The sequence below is a fragment of the Mesorhizobium sp. ORM8.1 genome, assembly GCF_053005525.2.
On record NZ_CM132600.1, the window covers coordinates 6867155 to 6889676 of the forward strand.

18 protein-coding genes are annotated in these 22522 nt (G+C 57.1%); 16 read left to right on the forward strand and 2 right to left on the reverse strand.

The features are described from left to right. Window positions 1–198: 198 nt before the first annotated feature. A complete protein-coding gene (locus ACVDG8_RS34245; protein WP_447252420.1) occupies window positions 199–987 on the reverse strand; it encodes an SDR family NAD(P)-dependent oxidoreductase in 789 nt (262 codons plus the stop codon). Between the two features lie 634 nt (window positions 988–1621). On the opposite strand from ACVDG8_RS34245, the gene ACVDG8_RS34250 reads away from it, so the two are divergent. The 3 genes from ACVDG8_RS34250 (at window position 1622) to ACVDG8_RS34260 (ending at window position 4550) form a co-directional block, all read left to right on the forward strand. Further along, window positions 1622–2821, forward strand: a complete 1200-nt coding sequence (locus ACVDG8_RS34250) for an IS256 family transposase (RefSeq protein WP_023780675.1) — start codon at window positions 1622–1624, stop codon at window positions 2819–2821. Window positions 2822–3127: 306 nt separating this feature from the next. After that, window positions 3128–3625: a thioesterase family protein gene (locus ACVDG8_RS34255; RefSeq protein ID WP_447252421.1), complete on the forward strand. Its 498-nt coding sequence runs from the start codon at window positions 3128–3130 to the stop codon at window positions 3623–3625. Window positions 3626–3683: 58 nt separating this feature from the next. Beyond that, window positions 3684–4550, forward strand: coding sequence for an SMP-30/gluconolactonase/LRE family protein (locus ACVDG8_RS34260; RefSeq protein WP_455707418.1), 867 nt, complete (start codon window positions 3684–3686; stop codon window positions 4548–4550). Between the two features lie 200 nt (window positions 4551–4750). On the opposite strand, the gene ACVDG8_RS34265 is transcribed toward ACVDG8_RS34260, so the two are convergent. Then, window positions 4751–5830: a helix-turn-helix transcriptional regulator gene (locus ACVDG8_RS34265; RefSeq protein WP_455707419.1), complete on the reverse strand. Its 1080-nt coding sequence runs from the start codon at window positions 5828–5830 to the stop codon at window positions 4751–4753. A gap of 84 nt (window positions 5831–5914) precedes the next feature. Here ACVDG8_RS34265 and betI point away from each other — a divergent pair, with 84 nt between their 5' ends. The 13 genes from betI to ACVDG8_RS34330 all read left to right on the forward strand — a co-directional run bounded on the left by betI (window position 5915) and on the right by ACVDG8_RS34330 (window position 22500). Beyond that, entirely contained in the window at window positions 5915–6547 is a 633-nt protein-coding gene (gene betI / locus ACVDG8_RS34270) for a choline-binding transcriptional repressor BetI (RefSeq protein WP_447252426.1), read from the forward strand. A 355-nt stretch (window positions 6548–6902) separates the two neighbouring features. Then, window positions 6903–7835 (forward strand): ABC transporter substrate-binding protein, encoded by a 933-nt coding sequence (locus ACVDG8_RS34275; RefSeq protein ID WP_447252427.1) that lies wholly within the window; start codon window positions 6903–6905, stop codon window positions 7833–7835. Window positions 7836–7915: 80 nt separating this feature from the next. Continuing rightward, on the forward strand, window positions 7916–9016 hold the full coding sequence (locus ACVDG8_RS34280; RefSeq protein WP_447252428.1) for a quaternary amine ABC transporter ATP-binding protein: 1101 nt from the start codon (window positions 7916–7918) through the stop codon (window positions 9014–9016). Window positions 9017–9036: 20 nt separating this feature from the next. Next, the gene (locus tag ACVDG8_RS34285; RefSeq protein WP_447252429.1) at window positions 9037–11106 is read left to right on the forward strand and encodes an ABC transporter permease; all 2070 of its coding nucleotides are present in this window, start codon (window positions 9037–9039) and stop codon (window positions 11104–11106) included. A 212-nt stretch (window positions 11107–11318) separates the two neighbouring features. After that, entirely contained in the window at window positions 11319–12137 is an 819-nt protein-coding gene (locus ACVDG8_RS34290) for an SDR family oxidoreductase (RefSeq protein ID WP_447252430.1), read from the forward strand. Between the two features lie 130 nt (window positions 12138–12267). Further along, complete coding sequence (locus ACVDG8_RS34295; RefSeq protein WP_447252431.1) at window positions 12268–13224, forward strand: helix-turn-helix domain-containing protein; 957 nt, start codon at window positions 12268–12270, stop codon at window positions 13222–13224. A 202-nt stretch (window positions 13225–13426) separates the two neighbouring features. After that, window positions 13427–14200 carry an SDR family oxidoreductase gene (locus tag ACVDG8_RS34300; protein ID WP_447252432.1) on the forward strand — a complete coding sequence of 258 codons (774 nt, stop codon included), beginning with the start codon at window positions 13427–13429 and terminating at the stop codon, window positions 14198–14200. A 271-nt stretch (window positions 14201–14471) separates the two neighbouring features. Next, entirely contained in the window at window positions 14472–15821 is a 1350-nt protein-coding gene (locus tag ACVDG8_RS34305; RefSeq protein ID WP_455707420.1) for a flavin-containing monooxygenase, read from the forward strand. A 234-nt stretch (window positions 15822–16055) separates the two neighbouring features. Further along, window positions 16056–16826: an SDR family oxidoreductase gene (locus ACVDG8_RS34310; protein ID WP_447252434.1), complete on the forward strand. Its 771-nt coding sequence runs from the start codon at window positions 16056–16058 to the stop codon at window positions 16824–16826. A 266-nt stretch (window positions 16827–17092) separates the two neighbouring features. Next, entirely contained in the window at window positions 17093–17986 is an 894-nt protein-coding gene (locus ACVDG8_RS34315; RefSeq protein WP_447252435.1) for a 3-keto-5-aminohexanoate cleavage protein, read from the forward strand. A gap of 150 nt (window positions 17987–18136) precedes the next feature. After that, window positions 18137–20095 carry an acetoacetate--CoA ligase gene (locus ACVDG8_RS34320; protein WP_455707421.1) on the forward strand — a complete coding sequence of 653 codons (1959 nt, stop codon included), beginning with the start codon at window positions 18137–18139 and terminating at the stop codon, window positions 20093–20095. Window positions 20096–20390: 295 nt separating this feature from the next. After that, the gene (locus ACVDG8_RS34325; protein WP_455707876.1) at window positions 20391–21257 is read left to right on the forward strand and encodes an N-6 DNA methylase; all 867 of its coding nucleotides are present in this window, start codon (window positions 20391–20393) and stop codon (window positions 21255–21257) included. Next, window positions 21250–22500 (forward strand): restriction endonuclease subunit S, encoded by a 1251-nt coding sequence (locus ACVDG8_RS34330; RefSeq protein ID WP_447252436.1) that lies wholly within the window; start codon window positions 21250–21252, stop codon window positions 22498–22500. Before ACVDG8_RS34325 ends, ACVDG8_RS34330 begins: the two co-directional genes overlap by 8 nt. Window positions 22501–22522 lie beyond the last annotated feature (22 nt).

Below are 22522 nucleotides of genomic sequence, written 5' to 3' on the forward strand. Positions count from 1 at the left end.
CAGGCTTTCCAGATAAAGCCGCTCCCTTCGGCAGCGAGTTATAATCTCGCCGCCACAGATGGGATGGTATCAAGGGACCTACTCAACCGCACATCTGGGCCGTTGGATTGCCTTTAGGCTGTGTGGCATCGGATTCGGGAATGGCGTCTTGGCTACCAACAGCGTCACCGTGCTAGCGCACGCATTTGACGCATCCCGTCATCGCGAAAGCTCTCCGCCATCGACGACGATGTTCGATCCATTGACATAGGAGCAGAGACCCGAGCACAGCGCTACAGCGACAGAGGCGATCTCGTCCGGCCGCGCGAAGCGGCCCATTGGGATGGCCGCTTCATATTGTGCTCGAATCGCCGCGGCATCTACACCGGATTGCTGAGAAACATTGGCTGTGGTGCTTGAGACCATCTCCGTGTCGACGCTGCCGGGAGAAATCGTATTCACGCGTATGCCCTTCGGTGCGCATTCTCCCACAAGGCTGTCGGCCAGCCTCAATACGCCAGCTTTGGAGGCACAATAGGCACCCCACAGCGGCCATCCTTTCAGACCGTATTGCGAAGCGATCATGACCAGATTTCCCCCACGACCCAGATGCCGTGTCGCCTCACGCGCGACCAGGAATGTTCCAGTCAGGTTCACGTCAAGCACACGCCGGAACTGAGCAGCCGACATCTCGGCCAGTGGAGCGACAGCGCCAATGGCAGCTGCATGGACCACGTCATCGATGGGTCCTTCGGCTGCCAGATCCAGGAAAGTACGCACCACAGACTCTTCGTCCGCAATATCGCAGCCGCGCACAGAGTCTGAAGCGTTTATGTCGAGACGAACCACCGTCGCTCCAGCGTCAGCGAAGGCGTCGGCTATTGCTTTGCCGATACCGCGCGCAGCGCCGGTGACAACCGCCCGCCGGCCATCAAGAAGGGGCGGCATCCGCAGTTTGGCTGAAGACGCTGTCGTATCCCCTTCCCGGGGCAGTTGGTTGGTGTTCATGAGGGTCTCCGGTGGGGATTGTCGATACCCAAAGCGTATTCAGGCGCCCCGGCGCTAACAATGGTGCCAGCGGTCACCATCCTTGCCCGCTGCCAGCATTGTGACTGCTTCTTCAGCGCCGTTGGGATGTCGTCGAGACAGTCGTCCTCGCTCTTACAGGATCAGAAATGAATCTGGCAAAGTCGCTCGTGACGCTTGTTTTCGAGCGGAAGCGGTTCAATCGCGGTGCGCCTATGAACGAGCCGACTGCTAGGCTCCAGGGTCGACTAGGAGGCACTAGCCAATCCTGAGGCTTTGGCGCTCCACAATGATCTTGAAGTCGCAAATCACTGACACCGACGCGGCAAACCAATCGTGCCGCCCTTGTTTTACGCTTGCGTTGGATATCGAAACCTCAAGGGCTCGCTGCTCCTGCCGCAATGATGACCTTCGGCACCATTGTTTGTGCCTTGGGCGCTGGTAGGTTTTCGAAATCGATGGTCGTGTCCCCACAGGTGGTGTAGCTCGGCGGTAGTGAAGCCGCTCGCGAGTGCGCCGTTAGTCGCGCTGTAGCGAGCGAGCGGCTTGCGGTGGTCATCGGCGCTTTCCGGTAGGGTTTGGTTGTTGACGCCAACCCAATTCGGAAGGACCACCGATGACCGACGACATGATGAACCTGCGCACGCTCGTGGAGAAGACCCCGGATGCCGATCTCCTGCGCGAGATGATCGGCTTTGCCGCCGAGCGGCTGATGGAAATGGAGGTTGGGGCCGCCACCGGCGCCGCCTATGGCGAGAAGAACCCGTTGCGCACGGCCCAGCGCAACGGCTATCGCGAGCGCGACTGGGAGACGCGCGCCGGCACCGTCGAGCTGCGCATCCCGAAGCTCAGGAAGGGCAGCTATTTCCCCGGTTTCCTCGAACCGCGCCGCATGGCCGAGAAGGCGCTGACCGCCGTCATCCAGGAGGCCTACGTCCAGGGTATCTCGACCCGCTCGGTTGACGACCTGGTCAAGGCCATGGGGATGAGCGGCATTTCGAAGAGCCAGGTCTCGCGGCTGTGCGAGGAGATCGACGGCAAGGTCAAAGCGTTCCTTGAAAGACCCATCGAGGGCGACTGGCCCTATCTGTGGATCGACGCCACCTACCTGAAGGTGCGCCGCGGCGGCCGCATCGTCTCGGTCGCCGTCATCATTGCCGTCGGCGTCAACGCGGACGGCCGGCGCGAGGTGCTGGGCATGGAGATTGGCACCTCGGAGGCCGAGCCGATCTGGACGGAGTTCCTGCGCAAGCTGACCCGCCGCGGCCTGCGCGGCGTCAAGCTCGTCGTCTCCGATGCCCATGAAGGCATCAAGGCGGCCGTCACCAAGGTGCTGTGCGCGACATGGCAGCGCTGCCGCGTCCACTTCATGAGGAACGTGCTGGCCCATGCCGGCAAGAGCGGCCGCAGGGTCGTCTCCGCTTTCATCGCCACCGCCTTCGCCCAGGAAACGCCCGAGGCCGCAAGCGTGCAATGGCGCGCCGTCGCCGACCAGATCCGGCCGAAGGTGCCGAAGTTGGCGACAATCATGGACGACGCCGAGCCCGACGTGCTGGCCTACATGACCTTCCCGAAAGAACACCGCGCCAAGCTGCACTCGACCAATCCGATCGAGCGTCTCAACGGCGAGATCAAGCGGCGCACCGAGGTCGTCGGAATCTTCCCGAACGACGATGCGATCGTGCGTCTGGTCGGCGCAATCCTGCTCGAACAGAACGATGAATGGGCAGTGCAGCGGGCCAGATATATGACTCTGGAAACGATCAGCCAGATGAGCGATGATCCCCTGATCAGCTTGCCAGCCGTGGCGCGCTGATCAGCCCGGCCCATGCCGGAGAGCACGGCGACCAATGCCGTCAGCTACACCACTCCCCGGGACACGATCAAATCGATTATTGCCTCTGGAGCCAATAATGACGTCTGCAACGCGGTAGCGTCGTGCCATCACAACCTGCAATTCAAGTCTGCGCCCGCGCGAGGACGCCTTCGACATTGGGTCAGTATAGTTGGCCTTATCTTTAAGGGCTCGATCGGCCGACGAGAACTGGCCGATAAACGTGCCGATAGCTCGGCGCCGGTCTGCCGGCTCGTAGCATGAATACCTGTAACGGGAAATTCGATCATGGAAATTAATCGAGCGATCTCGAAAGCCCCTCTTGCTCTCCATAAGGGCTCCGTCTCGATTTCCTGGGTGGATTACAATAATCACATGCAGGATGCCTATTATCTGGTTGCCTTTGGCGACGGGCTCGATGCTTTTTTCCACCACATTGGGAACGACGAGACATATCGAGCGGCAGGTCTTACCTTTTTTACTGCCGAGACCCACCTGAATTACTTCAAAGAAATGAAGGTGGGGGAGACTTTCGCAGTCGAGACACAACTCGTCGGATTCGATGAGAAGCGCCTACATCTGTTCCATCGCATGCTGCACGGTGAGACTAGGGAACTTGTGGCCACAAACGAGATCATGCAGCTCCATGTCGACCAAAAGATCGGCAAGGTCGTAGCGATGGGTGTGAATATTCTCGAGACCCTTTCCGGCATCTGGGACGTGCATAAGCACCTGGATGTTCCTCCGCAACTCGGCCGGGTGATGAGCGTTCGCAAGGCCGCTTGAGCCCGGCGTGCGGGGACCAGAGACGGCGGACCAACACTGCGGAACCAGAGAAACACACATGCGCGATTCCGAATGGCAAATCTGTGCCCAAACCTACGATCGTCTTGGCGAAAGCATATTGTGGCATCCAGCTGAGGAGGCGCTCTACTGGATCGACTTTTACGGCCCTTTCGTGCAGCGCCAAAAAAAAGGCAAAGGTGCTGTCGAGAGATGGAAGATAGCTCTGGGCGAGACGATCGGATCGCTCGTGTTTACCGATCAGGGCCTCCTCCTCGCTGTCGATCATGGTTTGCATCTTTTCGATCCGGGAACTGGCTTGACGCGGTTCTTCGCCGATCCCAAGAGTGAGAAGACGGGGTTGGTCTACAACGACGGCAAGGTTGACCGCGCCGGCCGATACTGGGTGGGAACTTATGACCTTTCGGAGACGGAGCCCAACGGCGTCTTTTACCGTGTAACGGCCGACGGTCGTTCCGAAGTCGCGGATGAAGGGTACGTCATCTGCAACGGGCCTGCTTTCTCACCTGACAATCGTAAGCTGTATTTCAGTGACACGGTCGGGCGGCGCATTCTTTGCTATGACCTAGATCATGGCGGCTTGCTCTCGAGCCCGCGAGACTTCTTCAACTTCTCGAAAGACGACGGTATGCCCGACGGTCTGACCGTAGACAGTGCGGGCAATGTCTGGTGCGCACTCTACGGTGGCGGCAAAGTGGTATGCATTGGTGACGACGGCAGACTCAAACTGTCGCTTCCTTTGCCTGCGTCGCATGTGACAAGCGTTTGCTTCGGCGGCCCGGAACTGAAAACGCTCTACGTTACGTCAGGATGGGGGCCGGCAACAGAAGCCAAGGACCAGGGCGGTGCGGTTTTCATGCGCACCATCGACTGGCCTGGACTGCCGGAAACAAGTCTCAAGTTTTAGGCGGCCTGGATTCGACCCAGGGCAGGGTAGGGAGACTGAACGCGTTGCCCGTGATGTGATCGGGAACGGGACCAATAAGCCATTGCGCTCAAGGACAGGTCCCGCGAGAAGAAGCGTTGGGTGATCGGCCGCCGTCCTTCGAGTGCCTCATCAAGCCTATTGTGCAGGAGCAACGCGGCCCACATTTTGGGTGCGTGCAGTCACGTTCCTGCCCCGCGGAGATACCGCATGTGGGTGAGGAAAAGCTCCCGCTCGGTGGTGATGTCGAGCTTCTGGTAGAGGCGAAGCCGATGGTTCTTTATGGTACCGGGCCTCACGCCAAGGCGCTTGGCTATCCCGGCGATCGGATGGCCCTCGAGGGTCAACAACACGATTTGCCGCTCGCGATGGGTGAGTGGCTCAAGCCAGCTGTCAGGGGGGGCAACGGGACCAGACAGGGCTGGCACTTCCACCTGATCGCACAGGCCTCCCGGGGCTGCGCCGAAATCGGCCGCCAGAGGAGATCTGATCAGAAGACGGCCATCGGGCAGGGACGTTTGGGTCACGCCAGTGCTGCCGAATGCAGCAAGAGCTTCGGAAAGGCCGCTGCCGGCTTCGGCGACGAGTTTCTTCCAGGCGATGTTGGCGGCGAGTTCTTTGCCGCTGCGATCGATCAAACGCAGTGGCTTTTCCGCAGCGTGCGCGATTAGCCCGCGGCTCACAATCGACTTCAGATGCGCATTGTGGAGACCAGTCAGGAGTGGCAACACGCGCTCGACACGTGCGAGTTCGGCCGCCGTGAAACGACCGCTCGCTCGATCCAGGATCAGGGTGGGGCTGGCTCCGCCGATCGGTGGCAGAAACACCGCGATTTCGTCACTGATACAGGCGGCACGCAGGAACTCCAGGGCGTAGCCGCATGTCCACAAATCGGCTGGTGCCAGTCCGCGAAGTGACTTTACCGCGGGGCGGCCCACGGCCTGCCAGTAATGGTGGAAGGGATCAAAGGCATACAGACCGGAATTGTAGGGGGCAGCGACCTCGGCGCTTATTTCGCGCGGGATGATGAGGTCGGGAGCGCCGAAGCTCGAATAGCGCACCAAAGAGAGAAGATCGCCTTCAACCAGCGCACCCAGCACGTCGAGAAGTCGATCGTAAAATACCTCGTCACCTATGCTGGCACCGGCAGCAACGATCGCGTCCCAGATTTCGCTGCTGGCCCCAACGCCTGACATTTCGAATGCGCTGCCTGACCACACGCGGTCTCGAGGATCGGCGCTCACTGGAGAAAGAACGTTCATTTGACCCTCCCTGGCTGTTCAGCTCATAAATTGGTCACTGGGCCAATTGTTGATCTCTTTGGCCAGATATGTCAACATCGTCACATGAGCCTTACGAGAATAAGCGATATTCGACGCCGAGAGCTGTGCCACGCTGCCTTTGAGGTCCTTCAAGCGGAGGGTATGGGCGGGGCAACCGTTGAAAAAGTTGCACAGAAGGCGGGTGCGTCCAAAGGCATCGTCCACCACTATTTCAAGACCAAACAGGAACTGTTCGAGCACGCGATGCGTCACTCCAACACGTTGCTGCGCGATGAGGTCATCAGAAGGATGCGCCTGGCGCGCAGTCCTGATCAGCGTCTGTGGGCAATCATCGAGGGCAATTTCAGCATTGAGTTCTTCACGCCAGGGATATGTCATGCCTGGCTCGCCCTTTGTTCCGAGGTTTCACGAGAGCCGCAGCTTGCCCGTATTCAACGTGTCGTTCATGCCCGCATGCGCTCAAACCTAATCACCGCACTTGCCAAACTCGTTCCGCCGGAGCAGTGCGGGACCATCGCCCTTGGGATCTCCACGCTTATTGATGGCCTGTGGCTGAGGCTGGGATTGCGCTCAGGTGACGTTAGCGCTCCGGAAGCGCTGGTTCAGATGGCCGATTATCTGGGCCATCGCATTCCAGACGTAAATTGGGAAGATCACCTGATTCGGACAAATCGCGTCCGGCAAGAGGCCGTTTAGCACTCGTCGAGGTAGTTGGACTGCAAGTCCGCGATGAGATCGCAGGCAGGGAACTTCTCGCGTTGCACGCCTACCGCTGCATGCCGCGATCATCATCCCCTCTGATGAGGTATGCGGCCGGACGCCTCGATCCTTGTGAGCCGCCTAATGGTGACTGTTAGCACCATTGTTGGCATCGGGGCGTCTGAATAGGCTTCCGGCATCGATAAGCTAATGAGAGCCTTTCATGACGCTCGTGGTCGACAGTCCTCGAAATGGTTCTCCAACGAGCGGATAGGCTCGGCATCGCGCCCCCTCGCGCAGGGGTGAAGCGCATAGATCCAACTAACGACGACAAAAATGGGAGATGCAGTTCATGCTTACCTATATCAAAGTCGCCCTCTGGGCCATCCCGGTTACATTGGGTCTTGCGGCGAGCGCGATGGCGCAGCCGCTAGGGGATACGGATACATCGATCAAGATCGCAATCAACGAATGGACCGGGCAGAACCTGACCGCACACATCGCCGGCAAACTGTTGGAAAAGCTCGGTTACAAGGTGGAATACATTACGGCAGGCACTCTGCCACAATTCACTGGCATCGCCAGCGGGGCTTTGTCTGTTTCACCAGAGGTTTGGCCGAGCAATCTCGGTGACGTCTACCCAAAGGCGCTGGCCGAAAAGAAGCTCGAGCAAATTGGAGAACTCGGGCTGCAGACCCGCGATGGCTGGATCTACACGGCTGACACCAAAGCCGTTTGTCCAGGACTGCCTGATTGGACGGCTCTAAAGAATCCTTCGTGTGTTCAAGCTCTGGCGACACCGGAAACCTTCCCGAATGGGCGATTGCTTGATTATCCGGCAGATTGGGGTTCGGCTAGCGGGCCAGAGCTTAAGAATGCCGATATTCCCTTCACGACCGTTCCCGCCGGATCTGAAGGTTCTCTGATTGCCGAACTCCAGGCTGCCGCCGCAGCCCATAAACCTTTGCTGATGCGCTTCTGGGCGCCTCACTGGGTCCTTGCTGAAGTGCCTGTCGAGTGGCTGAACATGCCACCTTGCGATAAAACCGACCTAACGGCGTGCATCGTTGCGCCGCCGGTGATCAAGGTCGTATGGTCGGGCTTCGCGCAAAAATGGCCTGCTGGCTATGCTCTGATGAAATCACTTCAAGTGCATGCCGATGACCAACAGAAGCTTATCTACGCCGTTGACAAACAAGGCAAGAACCTGGACGGCGCCGTCGATGAGTGGCTGGATCAGCACCAGAGCGATTGGCAGAATTGGCTGAAGGCAGCGCAGGGTTGATCGCGCGCAACAGGGTCGCGGGCACTCGTCCGCGACCAACGGCCATCCCTTTCCAGCATCTCCGAAGAGAAAGTTGATTCATGATTATCCCTGTCGAAGGGGCTGGTTTCGGGATGGCCGGTGAGCCCGCCGCCAAGCTCAGATGCCGCAATATTTGGAAAATCTATGGAGCGCGGCCTGAGAATGCACTGTCCCTGTCGCTTCTAGCCAACGAGTCAGCGGCTGCGTTGAAGCGCAGGCTGGAAGAGACCGGACACTATCTTGCGTTGGCAGACGTCAGCTTTGACGTCCGGGAAGGCGAGATTTTTGTCGTCATGGGACTCTCGGGCTCCGGCAAATCGACGTTGGTGCGATGCCTATCGCGTCTTGTCGAGCCGACGGGCGGCGAGGTTTGGCTTGGTGGCGAGAACCTATTGGCAGCTAGCGAGCGCCGGATGGTCGAGGTGCGGCGCAAGGTCATGGGTATGGTGTTCCAGAATTTCGGATTATTGCCGCACCTTAATGTACTCGACAATGTCGCGTTTCCCTTGCGCATGCAGGGCATGCCGCCGGCAGATCGGACTACCAAGGCTCGCGATATGATCGAACTTGTGGGGCTGCGTGGCCGAGAAAGCAGTATGCCTCACGAGCTTTCCGGCGGCCAGCAACAGCGCGTCGGTATCGCTCGATCGCTCGCTGTCGGACCCGAATTGTGGTTCCTTGACGAACCGTTTTCAGCCCTCGATCCACTGATCCGACGGCAGATGCAGGACGAGTTCTTGCGACTGCAGCAACTGCTGAAGAAAACCATTGTCTTCATCACCCATGACATCCAGGAGGCGTTCCGCCTGGCGGATCGGATCGCGATCATGCGTGAGGGACGGATTATCCAGATCGGCACGCCAGCCGATATCCTGATGAATCCTTCAGACAGCTACGTGGCGAGCTTCACCGAAGAGGTATCACTGGCGAGGGTTGTGACCGCAGGCTCAGTAATGGCCAAGCTCCCCAGCAGCTGGGACGCAAGTCAGGGTCATGAAATCGATGCAGCCACACCGATCGAAGTGCTGTTGCCATACAGCCTTGCTGGCAAACAGACATTTGTCATCACCCGCGAAGGGGAAGGCCCGGTGGGGTGGCTGACCTCTGAGATTATCGCGAAAGTGTTGGCTAATGATGCGTCGCGAAGGGTGGCACGGTGAGCAATCTAGGAGCTGTGCTTGTGCGGGTCGACGTTCCACCCCTGCGGCTTCGGCGGCAGACCATCTGGTTCTGCATTCTGGTCTTCGTAGCGCTTTGCCTTGCCCAGCGGACAGCTTGGCCGTGGCTTCTGACTTACCCCAAAGCTTGGATCCTTCCGGCGGCGCCTGCCATCAGCAACATCTTTGACTGGCTCGAGCCGCTGCTGACCCCGTTCTGCTCATTGATATCATCAGTGCTGGGTAGTGTGCTCGAAGCATGTAGCTTTGTGCTCCGCTGGATGCCTTGGCCTGCAACAATCATCTTTTTCGCATTGCTTGGTTGGCACGCGCAAAGCTGGAGACTAGCGCTTTTTACATCGGCGGCACTCAGTTACATCGTCCTTGCCGCGTACTGGCAACAGGGGATGAACACTTTGTCCATGGTCGCCCTTGCTGTGCCGCTTGCTGTCGCCATAGGTTTCATGCTCGGCGTCGCCGCTCACACGTCACGCCGAGTGCGAAGTGTGACGCTGGCGGCGCTCGATCTATTGCAGACCGTGCCCGCCTTTGCCTTTCTCATTCCCCTCCTGCTGCTATTCGGTTTCGGGCCGATCGCCGGACTAGTGGCCTGTGTGGCTTATGCGATCCCGCCGATGGTCCATTGCACCATGCTCGGCCTTGCCCGTGTGCCGGTTTCACTGCTGGAAGTCGGCGGCATGGCTGGTTGCACGCGTCGACAACGTTTCTGGCATGTCGTGTTGCCGACTGCCCGCCAACAAATCCTAATTGGCGTGAACCAAACGACGATGGCGAGCTTCAGTATGGTAATCATGGCTGCGATCATCGGCGGCTTCAATGATGTCGGTTGGGAAGTACTCAATGCAATGCGCAAAGCGGATTTCGGTCAGAGCCTGCTATCCGGCATGGTGATCGCGGTCCTGGCGATGGTGGTTGATCGCATCACCCGTGGATTCGCACAGCCGCGTTACGACTCAGCGCAGGCTACGCGACGAGACGTGATCCGAGGAGCAGCTCTTCTTGCAGTTCCCCTTCTTCTTGGCGTGCTGTTGCATCTTGCTCCGGCAAGCATGGAACGAATTGACGCCCTGCAAGGCATGATCGATCCGAAGGCCTTGAACAATTTCGTGATCGAGCTGGTCCGTGCTTTTTCCGTGCCACTCGCCAGTTTCAAGGCCTTCATCCTTTATCATTTCATGCTGCCACTTCGGATTGGCCTGGCCAATGCGGTGACACCCTTCACCTGGGGCTTCGCTTGGACGCCCTCGCTCAATGCCCTCTACGTCGGCACGGCGCTCGCGCTGTCCGCTTGGCTGGCGGTCAAAGGTCGGTGGGGAGTTGGTACGGTAGTGCTGCTAGCAGCCGCAATACTGCTCGTCGGCTTCAACGGATTTCCCTGGCCGGCATTCATAGCGGTTGTGGCTGCACTGGCCTGGTCGGTGGGCGGTGGGAGGCTGGCGATGCCAGTCACGATCGGCGCGTTCTTCATCGTAACCGCAGGCCTCTACGAACCTCTCGGCCAATCTCTATATCTTTGCCTTCTAGCCGTGCTGATTTGCACTTTTTCTGGCGGGCTGCTCGGAATTATGGCCGCAAAGAGCGACCGATTCTCAGCAATCCTGCGACCGTGCTGCGACACCCTTCAGACCATGCCACAGTTTATCTTTCTCATCCCTGCGTTGATGTTCTTCCAGGTCGGAGAACTGACGGGACTGATAGCGATCGCGATGTATGCAATCGTCCCGCCAATTCGTTACGTCGAGCAAGGGATAAGAAGAATTCCAGCCGAACTTGTCGAGACGTCACGCCAGATTGGCTGTACCGCCTGGCAGCGCCTAATCCATGTCGAATTTCCAGTCGCCAAGCCGGAGATCGTGCTTGGCATCAATCAAACCATCATGGCAGCTTTGTCGATGTTGCCCGTAGCGGCGATGGTCGGGACGAAAGATCTCGGTCAGCAGGTCTATATCGCATTGAGCAAGGCAGATGCAGGTCAGGGGTTGGTGGCCGGCCTGTCGATTGCGATCGTCGCCATGATCTCAGACCGGGTCATGCGCGCGAGTGTCGGAGGGCGCGGCGACGCTTTGCATTAGGCGTCCGGGTGTAACCGCTCGAAAGAAAATCAGTTCATTTCTGTAACACGCGCCGCGCCGTTGCAGAAGCACTGTGTGCAAATAGAGGTGTTACTTGCTTCTGAACAAGTTTCTGCGCGTGTCGTACATGCATGGTTACCATCGGCACCATTGTTGGCAACTAGACTACTGAATACCCTCCCGGCTCAGACGAACTGGAGGTAATTTTCGGTATGGGACGGCTATCGGGTAAGGTTACTTTGATTACTGGGGCGGCGTCTGGCATTGGCCGGGAAACTGCGCGTCTCTTTGCGAGCGAAGGTGGCTTCGTATTTCTTGCCGACATTGACACCGAGAGGGGCAAAGTGGCTGCCGCAGAGATCGGCGAGGCAGCGTGTTTTACCCACTTGAACGTGACTAAAGAGGACTCGTGGTCGGCAGCCTTCGATACAGTTCTCCGGCGCGCTGGAAGGATCGATGTGCTGGTAAACTCGGCTGGCATCTGGACTGACGGTGATTTCATCAATTGCTCCCTGGCTGATTGGCAGCGAACGATGGATATTAATGCCACGGGTACCTTTCTAGGCTGCCGTTCTGCGGTAGGAGCAATGAAGGCGACCGGGAATTCCGGCTCGATCGTAAATATCTCGTCGATTTACGGCAACATTGCTTCAGATGATGCCGTTGCCTACGCCGCCAGCAAGGGAGCTGTTAGGCTTCTTACCAAGGGCGTGGCGCTCTATTGCGCTGCCAACGCGCTGCCCATCCGCTGCAACTCCGTTCACCCGACTTATGTTGATTCAGAGATGCTTGAGGCCTTCGCAGAAGAAGTGGGCGGACGCGAGGCTGCAGTCGCTGGCCTGAGCAGTGTAGTACCGATGCGCAAGCTTCCGGTTCCGTCAGATATCGCAGAAGCGATTCTGTTTCTCGCGTCCGATGCTGCTCGAATGGTCACGGGCGCCGAACTGCCAGTCGACGGAGGAATGCTGGCAGGTATCTTTGCGCCAATCAGCGCTCCAAAGCGGCCTGATGTCGAAACGTTGGCACATTGAAGCTCGGGAAATCGATCCGTGCTGGCGCTACCAATGGGGCCACGCGGGTCGTGCCAGGCAGACTGTATATTAACGGCCGACGCGACGGACATAGGCGAGGGCTAACCCACTACGGTTGAGGAAAACGTCGATGTCGGTAAACGCCGCGCATACAACGCATGTCTACTCGTATGCCGATCGGAAATCGGCTGCAGCCGGCTCGTCGATCGTGGCCTCTTGGCGCCGCTGCATCACGGTTCACGGTCTCGCGCCTGACGAGGCAACGACTCCGATGCGGTTGACCGAAGGCGAGTTTAACCGGGCGCGGGACGAGGCTGGCGAACTTATTGCCAGCGCAGGAGCAGAGCTTGATCGCTTGTTCTCGACGGTAGGCAAGGCCGGATGTTGCATCCTACTTACTGACAAGAACGGCATCGCCTTGGAACGCCGGGGCGTGCGCGGGGACGACAAGGAATTTCATGACCTCGGCCTATGGACGGGCTCGATCTGGACGGAGGCAAGCGTTGGAACCAATGGAATTGGAACCGCCATTGCCGACGAGCGGGCCATCAACGTTTTTCGCGACCAGCATTTCCTTTGCTCAAACATTGGACTTAGTTGCGCGACCGCCCCGATCCGCGACCAGAAAGGCCGTGTTGCTGCTGCGCTCGATATCTATATACGCCGCGATGACGTGGGCGAGGTGATGTTCTCGCTCCTGTCGCAAACCGCGAGGGATGCCGCGATGCGGATCGAACTCAATCTCTTCCGCACCGCTTTTGCCGGATCACGTTTGATCATGCTGCCAAGCGATGTGAATTCGGTCGCGCTGCTTGCCGTGGACAAACACGACATGGTGGTGGGAGCGACCCGCGCGGCTCGGTTTGCCCTAAGGCTGGACGATCGAAAGATCGAACGAGGTTTGCCAGCAGCGGATGCCCTCCAGGAACCTGGTGCCGAGGATGGCGAGGATCTTGCTGTGCTCGAGCGAGCAGTCCTCCTGCGTGCGCTGTCTCGCACGAACAGCAATGTCTCGAGAGCCGCCACCGCCCTTGGAATGAGTCGAGCGACGCTCCATCGGAAGCTGAAGAAGGTCAATTTGCAGTAGATTCAAGGCCATCAGTGTCATGAAGAAAAGATCGCTGGCTGTGAGTTGCCAGCGGCATCGGACGTCCACCTAAAATGCGCTCACTAAGTCTTTGTCGCCACCAAAGGAAGACGTCTGACTGCAAGCATATCCGATCCTATTTTTCGTGCCGCCTGAGCTAGCGCAATGGCAGCAGGCTAGTCGCAACAGGGGATGAACGAATATGAACGATACGAAAACAGGGGCAGCCCTTGCGGGCAAGCTTGCTTTGATAACTGGCGGCGCCCGCGGCATAGGGCTGGAAATAAGTCGCCAATTGGCTGCGCTGGGCGCACGAGTCATCATCGCGGCACGCGATGAAGCAATGGCCAAGGGTGCAGCAGCTGGATTGTGTGAAGAAGGTTATACGGCGCAGAGCCTGAGGCTGGATGTAACGAGCGAAGCGGACTTAGAAGCAGCCTATGACGGTCTGCTTCACACCCACGGTTGTCTCGACATCCTAATCAACAATGCTGCTGTCTATCTGGACAGCGAGAATGCTGCAACGCCGGCGCCGAGGCTCGCCAGCGGGACGCCGAGAGACCTTCTTCGCTCGACGTTCGAGACGAATTTTTTCGCTCCAGTTTTCTTGACCCAGACGCTGCTGCCCCTCCTGCGGCAGTCGCGGGCAGGGCGGATCGTCAACCTTTCGAGCATTCAGGGTTCACTCACGCATCATTCCGATCCAGCCTCTCCAGTCTATTCTCACAAGGCGTTTGCCTATGACGCCTCAAAAACCGCGCTCAATGCATTCACCGTCCAACTCGCCGAAGAACTTCGTCATACTGACATCAAGGTCAACTCGATCCATCCCGGCTGGGTGCGCACGAAAATGGGCAGCGATGTCGCGGACCTTAGCGTCGAGGAGGGCGCGCGCACCGCAATCATCTACGCAAGCCTCCCGGACGACGGTCCGACAGGCGGCTTCTTCTATCTCAGTGAGCGGCTGCCTTGGTGAGACCAAGCTCGACGTTGAGGTTGTTGCAGTTCCTATCCCAACGGCGTGTGTGAAGTCGTTCAGGCGTCTATTGTGGGGCCTCAAAAATGGTTGGCTCACGCAATTCAATTGTTTCAAGCAAATCGCAAGATTTCGTCGGCTGATGGTGACCGTCGGCACCATTGTCGTCAGCCGACGCCACTTGATAGTTTCTCGCTAAATCAATGATAGATCAACGGAGCCTATTATGACGTCTCACGTCCTTCCCAGATGCTGTATCATCGGTGCTGGCATGAGCGGCATCGTTACCGCAAAGGCGCTAACGGATCGCGGCATTCCTTTTGATTGGTTCGAAATGAGCGATCGCATTGGTGGCGTGTGGGCGTTCGACAATCCCAACGGGAGGTCCGCAGCGTACAGGTCCTTGCATATCGACACATCCAAGGGGCAGCTTGAATTCCCGGATTTCCCCATGCCCGCCGATACTCCTCACTATCCACATCACACGCAGGTGCACGCCTATTTGCAGTCCTACGTGAAGCATTTCGGTCTTGATAATAAGGTCACCCTGCTGGCCGAAGTTGCCGAAGCGCGGCGGGACGAGAAGGGGACGTGGAAGATTGGTCTCAGCTCCGGCCAGCGCGGATCCTATGACGCGCTGTTCGTCTGCAATGGGCATCATTGGGATCCCCGCTTGCCGGAGCCCGCCTATCCCGGAAAATTCGACGGCGTGCAGTTTCATGCACATTCGTATCGTGATCCCTTCACTCCGTTCGACCTGCGGAACAAACGAGTTCTTGTGGTGGGAATGGGAAATTCGGCGATGGATATCGCGAGCGAAATCTGCCCGCGCCACATTGCCCAAAAGCTGTTTGTAAGCACCAGGCGCGGTCAGCATATCTTTCCTCGATTTTTGCTGGGTAAGCCCGCCGACAAGGGCAAGCTTTATCCATCGCTTCCGCTCTCCTTGCAGCGGACGCTCGGCCGCATGGTCTATCATTTCGCCGTCGGGCGCATGGAGGACTACGGGCTTCCGAAACCGGATCATCGGGTGTTCGAGTCTCATGGGACGACCTCGGATACATTTCCGTCATATGTTTCCGCAGGCGACATTTCGATGCGCACCGGGATCCAGAGGCTCGATGGGGATGGGGTCGTGTTCGAAGACGGCCGACGCGAGCAAATCGACGCTATCATTTGGTCAACGGGCTACAAGATCAGTTTCCCCTTCTTTGACCATTCGTTCATCTCGGCGCCAAATAACCAGCTGCCGCTTTTCAAGCGTGTCATCAAGCCGGGTATTCCCAACTTGTTCTTCATTGGGCTTGCCCAGCCAAGCGTGACTCTGTTCGCGATTGCCGACCACCAGGCGAAATGGATCGCCGCATATCTGGCCGGTGACTATGTACTGCCGAGCGTGGACGAGCAGAAAAAGACGATCCTGATTGACGAGAAGAGGCACATGTCGCGCTACTACAAGTCAGCGCGTCATACCATGCAGCTCGATCAGGACATCTACTTCGACGAGCTCGATCGTGAGCTGCGAAAGGGTAAGAAGCGGGCTCGGGCTCTCGGCTTCAATGGTGCACGGCCACCGATTCCGCGTAGCGCCGAGGTACACGAACCGTCGCCTGCGGAGTAGAGGACTGCGCGGGTGCTCGACGTTGTCCTTCAACCGCGCTGCACAAGGCTGGTGAATGTCATCCACAGGCTCAGCCGATTGCAGGACAAGTTGCGCCCTTGTGGCGAGATAGCCCTCGGTGCGGCCGGACGGCTAGCCAGGCATAAAAGGGTGGCTGCGGATTCGAGAGCTGCGACCCTCAGGGCGTTGGCGGGCAAGTGACATCAACATCGAAAATGCTTATCGGAGGTTTAATTGGTCCAGCGCGTAATGATCACGGCAGGCGGTTCTGGAATAGGCTGGGCCATCGCAAAGTCTTTCTACGACAATGGTGCAAAGGTACATATTTGCGATGTCGACCAGCAGGCACTGAAGCAAGTCGCTGAGTCATATCCAGATGTCGTAGCCACGCACTTGGATGTATCGAATGAGGGTGCCGTCAACCGTTGGTTCGACGAGGCGCTGAACGATCTGGGTGGCCTTGACGTTTTGATTAACAACGCCGGAACGAAGGGGCCCACCGGCTACGTGGAAGACCTTCGGCTCGACGACTGGCAGAAATGCTTGAACGTCTGCCTCGATGCCCAGTTTCTATGTGTCAAGCGCGCAGCGCCCGTTATGAAGGGCCAGAAGTCCGGCAGCATCATCAATATTTCGTCGACCGCCGGCCTCTACGGTTATGGCCTGCGGACTCCTTATGCTGCAGCCAAATGGGCGGTGATCGGCTTTACAAAGTCCCTGGCGATAGAGCTCGGCCCTTATGGCGTTCGCGCCAATGCCATTTGCCCAGGCTCGGTTGAGGGCGTGCGCATGGATCGCGTTGCTAAGGCCGAAGCTGAAAGCCGCAATGTTTCGATCGAGGTTGTGCACGGCGAATATGTCCAATCACAGTCGATCAAGCGGTTCGTGAAACCTGAAGAGATAGCGGACATGTGCGTCTTCCTCGGATCACCAGCTTCCCGGATGGTGTCGGGCCAGGCGATTGCCGTCGATGGCCATACCGAGACCTTCCATATCGGGAGTTGAGGTTCTCGATCATCTCGTGGAAGTGGGCTTCGTCAGTCCAGGTTCGTCTCGAGGGCGGGTCAAGGAGTGCCCCGCGCTCGGTGCCGCCATTGGCGGCGTCAGGGGCACGTCCGATGGGCGTGTGATCGCGATCTCCCGGAATTCTTCGAGCCGTCTGCGGTCGAAGTATAAAACAATATTTCCTGTCATTTCAGGCGGACGAAATGACAATTGCTTCGATGACCGCTGATGCAGGCAAATCCTTGATCCAATTTGGAGGTTAAACGGTGAATTTCGACGTGTTTATTACCTGTGCAGTCGCCGGATCCGGTGGCACAGTCGACAAAAGTCATAAAGTACCCGTTACCCCCAAACAGATCGCCGAAGCGAGTATCGAAGGCGCGAAGGCTGGTGCCGCGATTGCACACATCCATGTGCGCAATCCGGAAACAGGTGCCCCATCACGTGATCCAGCCCTCTATCGCGAAGTCGTCGCACGAGTCCGCGACTCTGGCGTTGATGTCGTCTTAAATCTCACAGCCGGAATGGGTGGCGATCTTGTTCTTGGTTCTGCGGAGCAGCCTTTGCCGCTCAACCCAAAGAAAACTGACATGGTTGGGGCGACCGAACGGCTTGTCCATGTGGAAGAACTCTTGCCAGAAATATGCACGCTGGACTGCGGCACAATGAATTTTGCCGAGGCTGACTACGTAATGACCAACACGCCCGGGATGTTGCGGGCTATGGCAGCACGTATTCAATCGGCTGGCGTGAAACCTGAGATCGAGGTCTTCGATGCAGGCCATCTGGTGCTTGCCAAGCAGTTGGTTAAGGAGGGCCTCATTGATGATCCGGTGATGATTCAACTGTGCATGGGGATCCCATACGGGGCCCCCGATGATCCCAGCACGCTAATGGCAATGGTCAATAACATGCCTCAAGGTTGGACGTACTCAGCGTTTTCTATCGGACGCAAGCAATTGCCCTATGTCGCAATGGCCGCCCTAGCGGGCGGAAACATCAGGGTCGGCCTAGAGGACAATCTGTTTTTGTCAAAGGGAGTTCTGGCCAGCAATGGCCAGCTTGTAGAACGCGCTGTCTCGATCCTCGCGGGGATGAACGTCAGCATCCTTCAGCCGCATGAAGTACGTGAGAAACTCAACCTGAAGAAGCGGTGGTAGCAGTCGAACGAGACGGCGCCATCCTTTGCGCGGCATGCACATCACGCGCGCATGACTGTGATTTCATGGGAAGCCTTCTTGAGAGGCATTTGGAGCCGTTAGCCTTGAATAGGCCGAGCGTGGAAGCATCGCGGTAACGCAGAGAACCCTATGTCGACAAATCCGAACCTGCCACTATGGTCGCCGAGCGAACAGCAAGTACAAGCCTCGGCAATGAAGGAATTCCAGAACTGGTGCTCGTACGAATTTTGTACGCCATTCGACGATTATCAATCGTTCCATAGCTGGTCCGTGGAGGATCCTACAGATTTCTGGCATGCTGTTTGGAACTATTGCGATGTCATCGGCCAGCCTGGTCCACGGTCGCTGATCAACGGCTCTGACATGCTCGCTGCCCGCTTCTTCCCGGAAGGCAGGTTGAATTTTGCCCGCAATCTTCTTCGGGAAGGCGGCGCCTCGGACGCCCCAGTTTTCCGCGGCGAAGACAAGGTCACTTATCGGTGGAGTTGGGATCACCTAAAGTGTGTTGTCTCCCAGATGCAGCAGGCCTTGGTGTCCATGGGCATCAAGCCTGGCGATCGGGTGGCAGCCATGTTGCCCAACATTCCTGAGACCGTAGCTCTTATGCTGGCTTCAGCTTCGGTGGGTGCGATCTGGTCATCTTGCTCGCCCGATTTTGGCGCACAAGGCGTATTAGATCGCTTTGGACAGATTGAGCCTTCGCTCTTCATCGCTTGCGACGGTTATTGGTACGCAGGCAAGGAGCAGGATATCTCGCTGAAGGTTCGTGCAGTTGCATCCGCATTGGCGTGTCCTGCACTCATTGTGCACTATGCTGGGGATGCACAAGGCCTGGCTTCGTCGATTAAAGGTGCAAAGACCCTGGGCGAATTCATGGGCGATTGGCAGCCCGGCGATATCAAGTACACGGAACTGCCATTCTCGCACCCGCTCTACGTTTTGTTTTCGTCTGGCACCACTGGTGTCCCAAAGTGCATCGTGCATTCGGCCGGAGGGACGCTGCTCCAACATCTGAAGGAACATCGGTTCCATTCAGACATCCGGAAGGCTGATCGTGTTTTCTATTTCACGACCTGTGGCTGGATGATGTGGAACTGGCTCGTTTCTGGGCTGGCTAGTGGCGCAGCATTACTGCTGTACGACGGTTCGCCGCTTCATCCCGATGCCAACGTCTTGTGGGATTATGCAGAAGCTGAGAAATGCACCCTGTTCGGCACTTCGGCAAAGTACCTGGACACATTGAGGAAAAGCCACGTTATCCCCCTGAGGAACCGGGAACTCAGCTCTCTTCGACTAGTAGCATCGACAGGATCGCCTCTTTCTCCTGAAAGCTTCGAATACGTATATCAAGATATCAAAAGGGACTTGCAGTTGTCTTCGATGTCGGGGGGCACCGACATCGTGTCCTGTTTCGTTCTTGGTGACCCAACCAGACCAGTATGGCGCGGCGAAATAACCGGACCAGGTTTGGGCATGGCCGTCGACGTTTGGGATGAGGAAGGCCGACCACTCCGAGAGGCAAAAGGGGAACTCGTATGTACGAAGCCGTTTCCCTCAATGCCCATAGGCTTCTGGAACGACCCGGATCAACGGAGGTTCAAAGCGGCATACTTCGAGAAATATGAGAATGTTTGGAACCAAGGCGACCTCGCTGAGTGGACCCATCACGATGGTATTGTCATTTACGGTCGGTCGGATGCCACGCTTAATCCAGGCGGCGTCCGTATTGGAACGGCCGAAATATACAATCAGGTCGAACGGCTGGACGAAGTGCAAGAGGCCCTTTGTGTTGGTCAGGAGTTCGAAGGTGATGTCCGGATCGTTCTGTTTTTGCGGCTGAATAATGGTTTCGTCCTTGATTCTGATCTTGAAAGGAGAATCCGAAAGACGATACGGGATGGAGCTTCGCCCCGTCACGTGCCTGCGAAGATATTAGAAGTATCTGCCATTCCACGCACGAAGTCGGGAAAGATTGTCGAATTGGCGGTGCGCGAAGTCATCCACGGGCGTCCAGTGAAGAACATCGAGGCGCTGGCAAATCCGGAAGCGCTTGGGCAGTTTGTAAACATTGTTGAATTGACGATGTGACCGGATCGATTGAATGCCCCCTGCCTGGCCCGGGCGATGAATTCCATCACGGCGCGCCGACGCCGGATATTCGCGGCCTGCCGAAAGGCCCGAAGCCTCGGAACATCATCGATCCTTATTGTACGGTTCTACAATTAGGGATCGACTGGGGTTCTTGGAAGCTTTTCGAACTTTCTGGGTCGCTCCGCAGTCCGAATTGCGGGTGCTCATGGACAAAGTAGGATACTAGATTCGGCTTCTGGATGGCTCTGGAAGGGATCGACCCGATCCCGCCTGTGGCTCCGGCTCGCTGCTGATCGAGGCAGCGCAGGAGGTCGGATCAAAGAACGTCATGCTCTATGGGCAGGAAGTCAATGGCGGCACGCACGCGCTCGCCAAGATGAACATGTTCCTGCACGACATCGATGGCGCAAAGCTCGAATGGGGCGATACCCTCAACAACCCGAAGCTCATCGAAGACGACAAACTCCTCGCGTTCGATGTCGTGATTGCCAACCCGCCGTTCTCGCTCGACAAATGGGGCGCCGAGAATGCCGCCAGCGACAAGCACAAGCGATTTCATCGTGGCGTCCCGCCGAAGGGGACGGGCGATTGGGCATTCATCACGCATATGATCGAAACGGCCCGGCAAAGGGCTGGTCGCGTTGCCGTAGTTGTGCCGCATGGCGTTCTGTTTCGCAGCGGTGCTGAAAGCAAAATTCGCAAAAAGGTCATCGAAGAAAATCTTCTCGATACAGTTATTGGCTTGCCAGCAAACCTGTTCCAATCCACCTCGATATCTGTCGCAGTATTGATTTTTGATCGTCGTCGGGAATCTGGTGGCCCGTTGGAGCGGCGTAAGGATGTGCTTTTCATTGATGCGAGCCAAGAGTTTCAGCAAGCGAAGACACAGAACATGCTGCTGGAAGAGCAAATCACGAGAATTGTCGAGACGTTCCAAGGGCGGAAAACTATCGATAAATATTCTCGTTCAGTTCCTATCGGAGAGATCGATGAGAATAATTTCAATCTCAACATCCCGCGCTACATCGACACGTTTGTAGCCGAGGACGAAGTCGACATATCAGCTGTCCAATGCGAAATTGATGCGCTTGAGTTGGAGCTCGCGCAGGTCAAAGAAAAAATGAAAATTCACCTCAAGGACCTCGGGTTAAATGTCTGACCATCGCCATACCCGTCTGAGTAAAATTGCAAAAGTGTCCAGTGGCTCAACGCCCCCGCGTGCGCAGTCGAAGCGCTATTTTTCTAACGTCGGTACCGCTTGGGTAAAAACAGGGGACCTGAACAATTCAATCATCTCAGATACCGATGAGAAGCTAACGCAATTTGCGATCGATGAATCTCGTTCTCGTATTTTTCCAGCCGGAACCGTCTTGGTCGCAATGTATGGGGGATTCCGTCAAATTGGACGAACGGGCCTTTTGAGTATACCGGCTGCGATCAATCAGGCCATATCTGCGATCGAATTGGATCGTAAAAAGGCGGACCCATCATATGTCCTCCAATATCTAAACGGGCGGGTCGGATATTGGCGGCGATTTGCCGCGAGTAGCCGGAAAGACCCCAACATAACTCGGTCGGATGTCGAAGAATTTCCGATATTTGTTCCTTCTCTTCCGGAACAGCATCGTGTGGCGGAGATTCTAAATACTTGGGACATCGCAACCGCTGTCGGCTCTCGGCTAATTGAGAATAAGCAGCGACGTATACTTGGAATGCTTGCAGAGCGCGTTAGTGACGCAAGGCAGACCGCTGAACAGGGTGGATGGGAAAAAACGACAATTGGTGATGTCACAACCCTCGCGCAACAGCGAGTCGCTTGGGATGAGGATGCGACCTATCGGTTGATCACCGTCAAGCGCGGCTGTGGCGGCTTGGTGTTTCGCGGCGACCGAAAGGGCCATGAAATTCTCACCAAGGATATGTACACGGTGCGTGCCGGCGATTTCTTGATCTCCAAACGCCAAGTCGTACACGGTGCATGGGCAATGGTGCCGCCCGAATTCGACGGAGGGCACGTCTCCAAGGAATATGCGTGCTTAAGGGCTAAGCCCGGTAAGCTCTGGATGCCCTATTTCGACTGGCTTAGCCGCACCGAGCGGCTTCAGCACGAAGCGTTCATTTGCAGCTATGGCGTCGACATTGAAAAAATGGTTCTCAATGTCGAGTGGCTGCTGCAAACGCCGCTTCTGTTGCCGCACTCCATTGAAACGCAGAAGGCCATGGCTGCCGGGCTGGACTCTCTCCAGCGCGAGGTTGACCTCCTGAAAGCGCAAATGGAAGCGCTCCGCAGACAAAAGCGCGGCCTCATGCAGAAGCTTCTGACCGGCGAGTGGCGCGTGCCGGTTCGCGACAGCGACGTTGATGCGATGGCGGCTCGCATCACCGAGGAGGCCGCCCAATGAACAAGCGGCATCAATTCAGGGA